This is a genomic window from uncultured Bradyrhizobium sp., assembly GCF_964252615.1.
Taxonomy (GTDB): Bacteria; Pseudomonadota; Alphaproteobacteria; order Rhizobiales; family Xanthobacteraceae; genus Bradyrhizobium.
Map to the genome: position 1 here is coordinate 40,345 of NZ_CAXUNQ010000033.1, position 11,593 is coordinate 51,937.

The following is an 11,593-nucleotide window of genomic DNA, read 5'->3' on the forward strand; positions in this document are numbered from 1 at the left end:
GTATCTATAATTGCGCGTCATACGCGCTCGATGTGCGAGAGGCTACCCGTCGATGTGATATCCCCTGCTTTCGCAGAGGCAAGATAGTGTGAATCCCCAAGCTGAGAGCTTACGGCCTGTTTGCTTGGCAAGTCCTTTTACGCAGGACGCGAGCGGTATTTTAATACCGTATCGGGGGATTGGGCTATGCGATCTCTACCGATTTCGTTCTGATCAATTCAAATGTCAAACGCGATACGCCTTGAGGACCCCTAGGTGGTGTGGACACTTATCGCATCCATAAGACGATGGCTGCGAGAGTGACGACGGCGCGGTAATTTCGGGCGGTCTTTTCGAAGCGGGTCGCGACGCGGCGGAACTGCTTGAGCTTTGAGAAGCAACATTCGACGAGATGACGCTGGGCATAGAGATGCTTGTCGAGCGGATATTTGAGCGCACGTGACGGGTTGTTGGGGATGACGGCGAGCGCCCCCTTGGCGGCGATGGCCTGGCGCAAATGATCGGCGTCATAGGCCGTATCGGCCATGACGACCTCGGCGGGTAATCCCTCGATCAATGCGGCGGCTTGCGGTGCATCGCCCTTCTGGCCTGCGGTCAGCGTGAACCGTACGGGACATCCCAAGCCGCGAACGGCCATATGTATCTTGGTGCTCAGGCCACCGCGCGAGCGGCCGATCGCCTGATCTTCAGACCCCCTTTTTTCGCCCCGGCAGCGTGCTGATGCGCCCGGACGATGGTGGAATCGACGATCAGATATTCGAAGTCAGGATCATCGGACATCGCCTCGAAGATCCGCCACCAGACACCCTTGATGCTCCATCTACTGAAGCGCCGGAACACGCTGTTCCAATCTCCAAACGCCTCCGGAAGATCACGCCAGGGAGAGCCCGTACGTACGATCCACAGCACACCTTCCACGAACATCCGGTTGTCCCGCCCGGTCGAACCCTTCTGGTCGGGTCGACCGATAATCAGCGGCGCCATTCGCTCCCACGCCGCATCACTCAAAACCAAACGGTTCTTCACACCCAAGACTGCCTCCCCAAAAGCAGCTTTGAATCTGATTTGCCCCTAAAAGGGAATCCTTAGAGTCCACACCACCTAGAGCGGTTCACGAATTTATTGAATCGGGAGGGATTCCGGTTGTGCGGCGAATATGATTCAAGATGCTGGCTGGATCGGAGGCCAGCATCCGATGGTCAGACCTCTTTCCAACGACCTGCGCAAGCGGGTAGTCGCTGCAGTATTGAAGGGCGAGAGTTGCCGGGCGGCGGCCTTGCGGTTTGGCGTTGCCGTCTCCTCGGTGGTGAAGTGGTCGCAGCGTTATCGGGCGACGGGATCGGTCAAGCCAGGCAAGATGGGCGGTCACCGCAAGTCCGTGCTGGAACCGCATGGCGACTTCATCAAGGAGCGGATCAGGCAGACCCCGCATTTGACGCTGCACGCCCTGAAGGACGAATTGGTGGCGCGCGGGGTCGATGTCTCGCACAATGCGGTGTGGCTGTTCATGCGGCGCGAAGGGCTGCGGTTCAAAAAAAACTCTGTTCGCACTTGAGCAAGGCCGCCTTGATGTGGCCCGCCGCCGGCGGCGCTGGCGATCGTGGCAGGCCGGCCTTGATCCGCGACGGCTGGTCTTCATCGACGAAACCTGGATCAAGACCAATATGGCTCCGCTGCGTGGGTGGGCGCCGAAAGGAGCCCGCCTTCGCGGCTTCGCCCCGCACGGCCGCTGGCGCACGATGACCTTCCTCGGCGCGCTGCGCCACGACCGCCTCGCCGCTCCCTGCCTGTTCGACGGGCCGATCAACGGGGAGTGCTTCCGCGCCTATGTCGAGCAGATCTTGCTGGCGTCGCTGAAGCCCGGTGACATCGTTATCATGGACAATCTCGGCAGCCATAAGTCGGTCGCGCTACGACGCATCATCAGGGCCGCCGGTGCAAGACTGTGGTATCTGCCGCCTTACTCGCCCGATCTCAATCCGATCGAGCAGACCTTCGCCAAGATCAAGCACTGGATGCGCACCGCCCAAAAACGCACCATCGATGACATCAGCAGCCACCTCGGCGACCTCATCCAGACCATCAAGCCCGACGAATGCAAAAACTACTTCACCAACGCCGGATACGCTTCAATCAAAACGTGAAACGCTCTAGGCGACGACTCTTCGGTACGATCAGCCACTCCAAGTGATGACGCGTTGAAAAGATGGCTGCCAAGTTTTTGCGAAGTGGGTGCCTGCTCTAGTTCCGCCCCTCACCCGAGCGCGTCGGAATCCCGCCAATCCTCATTTGCTCAAGAAAACCGCGAAATTCCTGAGGAGATTCAACAAAAAGAGTTCGATAAGCCTTGAGGAAGGGGAGCCAAACGTCGCGGCACTTTCCATCAGCTTCGTCCACGACCAGCGCGCCACGGGCGCGGCTGGCACGACGCTCTTTCGCCCGCGCTTATCCGATAACTGGTCAGCCGATCCAACACCGCTTCGCGGCAAAAGGACGCCGAAATACCTGTTCGCCGACAGGTTGCTCTGTGGTAAAAGGAAGTTAGAAGGTCTGCGATTGGTTTCTCGAGGGGAGGATCCGATGAACGATGATACTGAGCGAAAAAACAAGGCTGCCGAGAGCACCAGAGCGGCAGGATCCCGACCGGAAGTTCATCCGGAAATAGCCCCCGAGGGCCGCCCGGACGTCAAGCGCGGACCGATTGTCGAGGTCGCGCCGCAGGTCAGGCCGGACGTCAGGCACGGGCCGATCGTCGAGGTGGCGCCCAACGTCAGGCCGGATACCAGGCATGGACCGATCATCGAGGTTGCACCGGAAGTCCGGCCCGACGTGAGGAAGTCTGCCGAGGCCATTGTCGAAGTCGCACCGGGGGTCCGGCCCGATGTCCGCCATGGGCCGATCGTCGAGGTCGCTCCGCGCATCCGACCCGACGTGCGGCAACAGCCTGAAACCATCGTCGAAGTCGCGCCCGACGCGAGGCCTGACGTGCGGCACGGCCCGATCGTCGAAGTCGCGCCGCGCACCCGGCCCGATGTTCGAGAGCACCCCGATATGATCGTTGAAGTGGCTCCCGATGTTCGTCCTGACGTCAGAAATTACCCCGGCGGGATCGTCGAAGTTGCGCCCGATGTCAAGCGGGACCCGGGCAAGATCGTCGAGGTCGCCCCGGATGTTCGCCCGGACATCAAGAGAGATCCCGGCAAGATTGTCGAAGTCGCGCCCGACGTTCGTCCTGATCACAAAAAAGATCCGGGCAAGATCGTCGAGGTAGCGCCCGAGACCAAGCCGGAAGTGCATCCCGAAATCAGGCCGGAAACCCGGCCGGAATACAGGCCGGAGATCAGGCCGGAAATCGCGCCCGATGCGCGACCTGACGTTCGTCCCGAAGTCCGGCCGGAAATCCGTCCCGAAATCGCACCGCAGAACAAGCCGAATCGCGACAAATAGGCGGTTCGATAAAGCCGGGACAAGCCACGAGCCTTTCGGAGAGTCAGCCGACTGATGCCGTCCACCAAACCGATCGCTCTGGTGAGCATGCCGACGCTGTCCGGGCGCTTTCCGTCGTTTCAGCTCGGATTGCTCAAGCCGTTTCTGGAGCAGCAGGGGTTTTCAGCCCAGCCGTTTTCGCTTTTCATGTATTTCGGCACGCATGTCGGCTGGCAGATGAACGAAGTGCTTGCCGAGGTCTGGCCGAGCCTGGTCGGCGAATGGATCTGGACCAAGGCCGCGTTCGGCGAGCACGAAGAAGACCCGGAATATTTCGAGGTCTTCGAGCGCAATTTCCGCACCATCTGCAAACTCGCCGGCTGCTCGCTCGACGATCTGCGCCGGCTTCGCGATGACGCTGCGCCGCGCTTCATCGACTTCTGCGTCGACAGCGTCGACTGGAGCCGCTTCGGAATGGTCGGCTTTTCGCTGGTGTTTCAGCAACTGCTCGCCAGCATCGCGTTGGCCCGCGCGCTGAAAGCGCGCCATCCGTCGCTTCCGATCATTTTCGGCGGCGCAGCCCTGGAAGACGACATTGCCGAGGAAGTGATCCGCGGTTGCCCGCAAGTCGATTACGTGTTTTGCGGCGACGCCGAGATTTCACTGCCGAAGATCGTCCGGGGCATTCTCGACGAACAACCGGTGGGCGGGTTTCCAGGCTTGATGTCGCGCGAAGGCGGACAGGTGGTATTCGGCGGACGCGCCGCCAACCTGCGCGATCTCAACGTCACGCCGGTGCCCGAGTTCGACGAATACTTCTATGCCCGTACCGAAAGCAGGTATGCGCAATACAGTCCGCATGGCGAGGTGCTGCTGCCAATCGAAACCGCGCGCGGCTGCTGGTGGGGCGTCAAGCATCACTGCACCTTTTGCGGCTTGAATCGGGCCGGCATGGAATTCCGCGCCAAGGAGCCGCAGCAAGTCATGGACATGCTGGAACAGCTCTCACGGCGCTACGGGCGCCTGGACTTCAACGCAATCGACAACATCATGGCGCCGGAATACACCGAGCAGCTGTTCGGGCGGCTTGCCGAAGCGAAAAGCGACATCCGTCTGCATTACGAGATCCGTCCGCACTTCAAGCGCGATCAATTGGCCAGGATGCGCAGCGGCGGACTGGTTTCGGTGCAGCCCGGCATCGAGAGCTTTTCAACGCATGTCCTGAAGCTGATGAAGAAGCACTCGACCGGGATGCGCAATCTGGAACTGATGAAGTGGTGCACCTATTACGGCATCAACAATCTCTATAACATTCTGGTCGGCTTCGCAGGCGAGACGGCGGACGATTACCGCCTGCAATGCGACGTCATTGAAAAGATCCCGCATCTGCAGCCGCCTTACGCAATCGCGAAGGCGCGCGCCGATCGCGGCTCCCCGATGTTCACCGATCCGGACAAGCACGGCGTCGGCCGGTTGCGTCCGGCCGACTGCTATCGCTACATTTTCCCGCGCGGACGCTTCAATCCGGAGCGGATTTCGTATTATTTCGACCATGACGGGCCGGGCATGCTGCCCGAGCACGAATATGACGACATTTTCCGCGCGGTAGGAGGTTGGCAGGATCGCTGGCGCCAAGGCGAAAGGCCGACGCTGCAATATCGAAAGTCCTGCGCCTCGATCTTCATCGAAGATGCGCGCAACGGTTCACCTCGGCAGTTCGACTACTCCGACGGCCATGCCGCGCTCTACGAGTTCTGCATGGATGCAAAAACCGAGCACGCGATCAAAACCGAGTTTGGCGAAACCGATTGGCTGGCCCCGGCTCTGGCGGAATTTCGCCAGCGCGACCTCATGATCGAACTGGACGGCCAATACCTTAGTCTCGCTCTGCCAAAGAATGCCTACGTCTGATGCGGCGCGACCGCATTGGCGGAGTTTCCTGATGGAATCCTGGTCGGAAACTCTGGCGCGTCTGCCGGCCGCGTTTCACAAGGACCGCGACGAACTCCTCGGTTTGATGCGCAGGCAAGCGATCCTTTATCAATCGCCGACGCAGCCGATCCTGTCGCGCGACGGATCGACCGCGCGCTGGATGCTGAATTCGCTGCAGGTCACGCTGACGCCGCGCGGCGCCGAGCTTGCCGGCCGCTGCGTCCTCGAACTGTTGCGGCGTTTCGAGGGCCGGCAGATCGCGACCCTGGGCTTGACCGCAGTACCGATCCTGAACTCCGTCATCATGCAGTCGGACGGCCGTTATCACGGGCTGCTGGTCCGTCAGCAGCGCAAGAAGCATGGTTCACTCAAGCTGATCGAAGGTCCGATCGACCCCGACGAGCCCACCATTGTAATCGACGACTCGATCGCCTCCGGGACGTCGATGCAGCTTGCCTGCGATACGCTGCGCCAGGCGGGCATCCGGGTCGAGGGCGGAATCTTCCTGGTCAGGTTCGGCTGGTATGGCGGCTTTGCCAGAATGCAGGAGCAGGGCTACCACGTCGAGGCGGTGACCGACATCTGGAGCGACTTCATCTATCACATGGAGGACGAGCCGAAGCCGATCGGCAATCCGACAAAGATTTTTCCGAAATTTCAATGGAGCGAGGCGCGCGCGCCCGAGCAGTTGCATCCGGCGGCGCTGGCGCGCATCGCGATGCGCGAATACCTCACTTCGGGCAAGCTGCCGCGGCCGCCGCAGGCGCTCGACCTGGACTATCCGGCGGGGGGCGGCGCATGGGTTAGTCTGCGCTCCGTTAAGAATATTCATGTCCGCCATGCGCGCGACGGGTATTGGAATTTCCCCGGCGAGCAAGGCTGGCCCAGTTCCGAGGCGGTATTGTGGGCGGCGCTTAAGACCGCCGAAACTTTGCCAAAAGATGAGGCGCTTGCGCTGCTCGACGACAGCGCGGTCGCCGTCACCTTCTTCGACGCAATGGAAGCATGTCCGGTCGGCGCGCTCGATAACGACCGTTACGGAATTGTGGTGCGCAGCCTGGAACGGCCGGGCTGGATGGGCGGTGCGCTGCCTCGCATGCCCGGTATCCTGAACGAGTGGGACCAGTATCAGCACGCGCGCATGACCAATGCCGGGCTGGTTTCCTTCGAGCCGCATGTGATCCTTCGCCATGACGTCGTCAAGGCAGTGGAGCCAGGGGTGGCCTGGCAGCCGACCGGCGTTCCCCGCTCCGGCGCGTCCCATCCTCTGACGCGGGCTGAATGCGGCGGCTTGGTGGCCGCGCGCGGCCGCGATCTCGCCATCGCGAGGCTGTTCGGCGTCGCTCCGCGCACGGCTCCGCTCCGCGACGATCTGCTGCCCGCCGATACCGATCAGCTCTACGTCAGCGTCTATCTGGCCGGACGGCTGCGCGGATGTTTCGGGGCCGTACTGGGCCGGCTCGACGAGGATATAACGACGTTGGTGGAAGCCGCGCTTGACGATGCGCGCTTTGAAACTCCGGCGGGCGCGACGTCACCGAAGACGGTTTCCGTCACCGTAGCACTGCTGCACGACCGCCTCGACCTCGGCCTCCACTCCGTCGAAGATATTGTTCGACGCATTCGCTACGGCCAGCACGCGCTGATGGTTCAGCAGGACGCCAGGTTTGCGCTGTTCCTGCCATCGGTCGCAAGCCGTTACAATCTCGATGCGGTTTCGTTTGTCGAGGAGCTCTTGCGCAAGGCCGAGATTACCGAACCGCCGTATCGATGGATCCGGTTCGAGTGCACGACCTGGCTTGCGGATCAAACCGGCGAGCGGCTTGTCGAAGGCAGTTTTGCGCCGGAAGCGCCGCCGGCCGGACTGTGCGAACTGGTGGAGCGGCTCGGCACCCTCGCAATCGCCTATTTGCTGCGGCACCAGCGTCCCGACGGCACGTTCTTTACCCGCTACGAGCCGTTGCAGGATCAACTCTACCAGGCCGTCGACCTGCCGCGGCTTGCCCATGGCGCCTGGGTGCTGGCGCGGGCATCCAGGACCTGCGACCGATCGGCCGGCGATGCCGCCATCCGCACTGCCGTGTTCCTGCTGCACACTGTGGAAGAAACCGCCGACGGATTATGGCTCACCCACATGGGCAATGATCGCTCGGTCGCGGAAAGCGCCCTGCTCGTCCTTGCGCTGTGCGAGGCTCCGGACGAGACGCTGCGGAAACAGTGGGTGCCGCGGCTCGCGGCGGCACTGTGGTCGCGCATCGATGCGCACGGCCGCGTGCACACGCACGCCGATGAGGCCATCGCATCCGACGCGTACCAGGATTACTTCCCCGGACAGGTAATGCTGGCGCTCGCCACGGCAGCGCGGCTCGGCCTGACCCCGCTGGACGACGCCAAGTTCGAGCTGGCATTTCGCTATTACCGGCACCGGTTTCGTGCCCAGCCGCGCTTCGGGCAGGTGTCGTGGCTGGCACAGGCTTGCTACGCCGGGTGGCAGGTCAAACCCGATCCGCGCTTTGCCGATCTGGCTTTTGAAGCGGCCGACTGGATCTGCGGTTTCCAACAGGAAAAGTCCGGCGCATTCCTGAACGATCATCAATCCGATACGCCGGGCTATACGACGGCGCTGTATCTGGAAGGCATCGGAGCCGCAGCCAGCCTCGCCAGGTCGACGGGAGATGAACTGCGTCATCGCGGCTACCTTGAATCGTGCCGGCGCGGACTTCAATTCCTGGACGGTTTGATTATCCAATCGCGCGACAGCTCCCTGCTGCCCAATCCCTCAATGGCGGTCGGCGGGCTGCGCCGAAGCGGGCGCGCCAGCGAAGTGTGCATCGATTTCGTCCAGCACTATCTTGCCGCCCTGATCGAAATCGGCGGAGCCGCCAGGGCCGGATAGACCTTCACCAACGCACATAAACGTTATTCACTTCCTGGTTGAATTGCGGCAACCGTTAATGCACACTCCGCGAGCGCGGTCACCCCGCCCAATATAAGGCCGATCCAATTGCATGTGGGCGGCTCTCATTCATTGCGTTCACGACCCCGCTTAAAGCAAAACAGGGAGGAATAAATGGCATCTTCCGGCTCCGGCACGATCCGTCCGCTCTATGGCGTTATTATTCGCGACAAATGCAAATCGACCGACCTCGAAACCCTGAACGCCTATAAAGTCGTCGGTCACGATATGCTCAAGGATCATAAGGACAAGGACCTCGAGGACGCGCTCAAGGAGCTCGACAAAGCGATCGCCAACCACGGCAAAAAATAAGCATTTCAACGACCGGTCCGGGCACCGTCCGCGCATATCGGGACGGGTGCGCCAATTGAACGAACGCCGCTGACGCGCCGCCATAACCGCGGCGAACCGATCCTGTCGGCGGCAATGGCTCAACCCGCAAGGAGGCGGAAGATGGCTCAATCTGGCACCAGCATGCTGCTTTACGGCGTAATGATCCGTGACAAGATCAAGTCTGCAAGTCTTGAAACGCTGATGGCCTATCGCACCGTCGGGCACGATCTTGCGAAAGGCAAGGACGGCCATGATGGCGATTTGCATGGCGCACTCGCGGACCTCGACAAGGCGATCGCGGCAAAGCAGAAATAGACGCTTTGGGCCCTGCGCGACGGAGCCGGCGCACCGTCGCGCATGCAATCAGGTGCGCGCCGGGAGCATCACGCTAGGCGGCAGAGGATGTCAGAATCGATGCTCGACGATGGCCCGAGCCGGAGGTTGTCGCTTCGTGACCAGATCGACTGCGTGCCGGTCTATGTGGTGTGGGAAATCACCCTCGCCTGCAATCTCAAATGCGTGCACTGCGGTTCGCGCGCCGGGCACCGCCGCGCCAGGGAACTCAGCACCAGCGAAGCCATCGATGTCGTTCGTCAGCTCGCGGAACTCGGCACCCGCGAAATCTCGATTATCGGCGGCGAAGCCTTTGTCCGCAAGGACTGGCTGGCAATCGTGCGGGCGATCCACGACCACGGCATGGACTGCACGATGCAAACCGGCGGTTACAAGCTGTCGCGGGACATGATCGAAGCCGCGGCCGGCGCCGGCCTGCTGGGCCTTGGCGTTTCGGTCGACGGTCTGCAGCCGCTGCACGACCGCCTGCGTGGCGTGCCCGGCTCCTACCTGGAAGCGTTGCGCGTCCTCAACGATTGCCGCGGCGTCGGCCTGATCGCCAGCGTGAACACGCAGATCACTTCGACGGTGATGCCCGAACTGCCGGAGCTGATGGACATCATTATCGACACCGGCGCCAGATACTGGCAGGTCCAACTCACGGTCGCGATGGGCAACGCGGTCGACAACGATCAAATCCTACTGCAACCTTATGAGCTCACGACGCTGATGCCGCTGCTGGCAGATCTTCATCTCAAGGGGCGCGAGCGAAACCTGTTGCTGTTGCCCGGCAATAATATCGGCTATTTCGGCCCCTATGACGTGCTGTGGCGCGGTCCGGACCGGGGATATTATGGCGGCTGCCCCGCCGGTCAGAACGCGATCGGGTTGGAAGCAGATGGAACGCTGAAAGGTTGCCCGTCACTTGCCACGGACCGCTATGGCGCCGGAGACGTTCGGGACACGCCGATCGCGGAGCTGTGGGCCACCCATCCCGCCCTTCAGTTCAACCGTAACCGCGGCGTCGAAGATCTGTGGGGCTTTTGCAGCAGCTGCTACTATGCCGAGGCTTGCCGCGGCGGCTGTACGTGGACGGCGGATTCGCTGCTCGGCCGGCGCGGCAACAATCCCTATTGCCATCACCGCGTGCTGACGCTCGCCGAGCGCGGCCGCCGCGAGCGCATCGTGAAGATCGAAGACGCCCCCTCATTGCCGTTTGCTACCGGACGCTTCTCGCTGGTCGAAGAACCGATTCCGGCTGCGGACCCGCGCGCATGAGCGACCTTCCCGCCTCGCCGCCGCAGGGCAGCACCGCGCCGGTGCTGGTGCTCTGCCGTCAGTGCCTCTTCTATGTTTTCGAAGCCACCACCACCTGCCCGCATTGTGGCCGCGACTCCCGCGAGATCGGAGCCCGATATCGGGACGGCGGCTATCTTGCGATCGAGACGATGCAGCGCATCGATCGTGCCGTTGAACGGCACGGCAAATAGCGGGCAAGCAATCGGTAACCAAGCCCGGGGTCGCAGGCTGATCGGTACAATTTGAACAATCGCTTCAACCCGCAAACAAAAGCTTTTTGACATGGTGGCTCCTGACAGGGAGAACACCCATGAGCGAAGTTGAATTCGACCGGTTGCTGGACGCCGTCAGGACCGCCATCGCGCCGGTTCCGGCGCTCGGTTTTTCCGATCTCCCGATGGTCTTCGATGCACCGCCGCTGGCTGCGAACGACAATCATCTGGCCTGGCCCCTGCTCCCCTTTCCAGAGGGATGGTGCGCGTCCTGCTGATTCGGGCGCGGCGGGTGTCCATCTTGTTCAGGGGGATCACTTTCGACGCCGGTGCCGATCTTTTACGTGGGACAAGCCAGGACTGTTAGGAGATTGTTAACCGCAACTGAGGAGCATGGCGGCTTAGTGGAAGCGACAGGAGATCTGAAATGTGGAATATCCTGATTCCGGTTACGTTCGCCCTGCTCCTCGCGTGTACTTTAAGCACCCTCTGGGGCATGCAGAACCTGATCGACAGCCCGTACGACACCTAAGCGCCCGCCGTCGATCGAGCTTCTCATCAGGCGGCGATTGAATATCGTCCAGTAAACCTTTGATGTGACTGCTGGAGGCCACGACCAGAATTGAACTGGTGTACACGGTTTTGCAGACCGTTGCGTAACCACTCCGCCACGTGGCCTCATGAAGGCGGATCAATACAGAGCATCAATCACTTAGGCAACCGTCCTGATCCGGAGGCCCAAAAAGTTCTGAAACTCGGATTCCGTCGCGTTTCTGAAACTGCCAGGCCCGGTCTGTTCTCTTTTTCCAATTTTACGAACCCCGAGGCGGAAAAGCGGGGAACCGCATCATCATCCGGAACCCTGCGTCCGGTGACTTGTCAGGACCCGACCGCCGACCCTACCCTCCTCCTTCCATGAGCACCAAGTCCCGCGAGCATCTCTTCGCCAGCACCATCCGCGCATCCGCAGACCAGGCTGCCTCGGCGCGCAAAGAAGCTGACAGGCTCGCCTGTGAAGCCTGGAATTACCGCATGCTGGGCTACAAGGGACCGGCCCAACCCTCTCCCATGGTCGGCGACGCCCTGAACGCTGGATACCGTT

General features: G+C 61.4%; 10 protein-coding genes, 1 tRNA gene and 1 pseudogene. 10 read left to right on the forward strand and 2 right to left on the reverse strand.

Features of this window, described 5'->3' with window-relative positions:
• Positions 1–268: 268 nt before the first annotated feature.
• Positions 269–1,032 (reverse strand): IS5 family transposase gene (locus tag ACFE72_RS16295; protein ID WP_375414153.1). Its coding sequence is split into 2 segments (ribosomal slippage): positions 269–694 and positions 697–1,032, totalling 762 coding nucleotides; the frame shifts between segments, so codons are not numbered across the junction.
• 163 nt (positions 1,033–1,195) lie between these two features.
• Between ACFE72_RS16295 and ACFE72_RS16300 the strand changes: the two genes are divergently transcribed.
• The 9 genes from ACFE72_RS16300 to ACFE72_RS16340 all read left to right on the forward strand — a co-directional run bounded on the left by ACFE72_RS16300 (position 1,196) and on the right by ACFE72_RS16340 (position 10,769).
• Positions 1,196–2,144 (forward strand): IS630 family transposase gene (locus ACFE72_RS16300; RefSeq protein WP_375414154.1). Its coding sequence is split into 2 segments (ribosomal slippage): positions 1,196–1,531 and positions 1,533–2,144, totalling 948 coding nucleotides; the frame shifts between segments, so codons are not numbered across the junction.
• A 436-nt stretch (positions 2,145–2,580) separates the two neighbouring features.
• The gene (locus ACFE72_RS16305; protein ID WP_375414155.1) at positions 2,581–3,447 is read left to right on the forward strand and encodes a hypothetical protein; all 867 of its coding nucleotides are present in this window, start codon (positions 2,581–2,583) and stop codon (positions 3,445–3,447) included.
• Between the two features lie 54 nt (positions 3,448–3,501).
• Positions 3,502–5,337, forward strand: coding sequence for a RiPP maturation radical SAM C-methyltransferase (locus tag ACFE72_RS16310; RefSeq protein WP_375414156.1), 1,836 nt, complete (start codon positions 3,502–3,504; stop codon positions 5,335–5,337).
• Between the two features lie 31 nt (positions 5,338–5,368).
• Positions 5,369–8,254, forward strand: a complete 2,886-nt coding sequence (locus ACFE72_RS16315; RefSeq protein WP_375414157.1) for an AMMECR1 domain-containing protein — start codon at positions 5,369–5,371, stop codon at positions 8,252–8,254.
• Positions 8,255–8,428: 174 nt separating this feature from the next.
• The gene (locus ACFE72_RS16320; RefSeq protein ID WP_375414158.1) at positions 8,429–8,626 is read left to right on the forward strand and encodes a hypothetical protein; all 198 of its coding nucleotides are present in this window, start codon (positions 8,429–8,431) and stop codon (positions 8,624–8,626) included.
• A 141-nt stretch (positions 8,627–8,767) separates the two neighbouring features.
• Positions 8,768–8,962: a hypothetical protein gene (locus ACFE72_RS16325; RefSeq protein ID WP_375414159.1), complete on the forward strand. Its 195-nt coding sequence runs from the start codon at positions 8,768–8,770 to the stop codon at positions 8,960–8,962.
• Positions 8,963–9,061: 99 nt separating this feature from the next.
• Positions 9,062–10,258, forward strand: coding sequence for a radical SAM protein (locus ACFE72_RS16330; RefSeq protein WP_375414160.1), 1,197 nt, complete (start codon positions 9,062–9,064; stop codon positions 10,256–10,258).
• The gene (locus tag ACFE72_RS16335; RefSeq protein ID WP_375414161.1) at positions 10,255–10,470 is read left to right on the forward strand and encodes a hypothetical protein; all 216 of its coding nucleotides are present in this window, start codon (positions 10,255–10,257) and stop codon (positions 10,468–10,470) included. Before ACFE72_RS16330 ends, ACFE72_RS16335 begins: the two co-directional genes overlap by 4 nt.
• Before the next feature lie 119 nt (positions 10,471–10,589).
• On the forward strand, positions 10,590–10,769 hold the full coding sequence (locus tag ACFE72_RS16340) for a hypothetical protein (protein WP_375414162.1): 180 nt from the start codon (positions 10,590–10,592) through the stop codon (positions 10,767–10,769).
• A gap of 326 nt (positions 10,770–11,095) precedes the next feature.
• Here the strand turns inward: ACFE72_RS16340 and ACFE72_RS16345 are convergent.
• Positions 11,096–11,169: transfer RNA gene (locus ACFE72_RS16345), tRNA-Cys, on the reverse strand.
• A 237-nt stretch (positions 11,170–11,406) separates the two neighbouring features.
• Between ACFE72_RS16345 and ACFE72_RS16350 the strand changes: the two are divergent.
• Positions 11,407–11,593, forward strand: a pseudogene (locus tag ACFE72_RS16350) (hypothetical protein); the annotation flags it as partial.

Coding starts and splice junctions, on each gene's coding strand:
- ACFE72_RS16305 (WP_375414155.1), top strand. CDS start 2,581: ATGAACGATGATACTGAGCGAAAAAACAAGGCTGCCGAGAGCACCAGA.
- ACFE72_RS16310 (WP_375414156.1), top strand. CDS start 3,502: ATGCCGTCCACCAAACCGATCGCTCTGGTGAGCATGCCGACGCTGTCC.
- ACFE72_RS16315 (WP_375414157.1), top strand. CDS start 5,369: ATGGAATCCTGGTCGGAAACTCTGGCGCGTCTGCCGGCCGCGTTTCAC.
- ACFE72_RS16320 (WP_375414158.1), top strand. CDS start 8,429: ATGGCATCTTCCGGCTCCGGCACGATCCGTCCGCTCTATGGCGTTATT.
- ACFE72_RS16325 (WP_375414159.1), top strand. CDS start 8,768: ATGGCTCAATCTGGCACCAGCATGCTGCTTTACGGCGTAATGATCCGT.
- ACFE72_RS16330 (WP_375414160.1), top strand. CDS start 9,062: ATGCTCGACGATGGCCCGAGCCGGAGGTTGTCGCTTCGTGACCAGATC.
- ACFE72_RS16335 (WP_375414161.1), top strand. CDS start 10,255: ATGAGCGACCTTCCCGCCTCGCCGCCGCAGGGCAGCACCGCGCCGGTG.
- ACFE72_RS16340 (WP_375414162.1), top strand. CDS start 10,590: ATGAGCGAAGTTGAATTCGACCGGTTGCTGGACGCCGTCAGGACCGCC.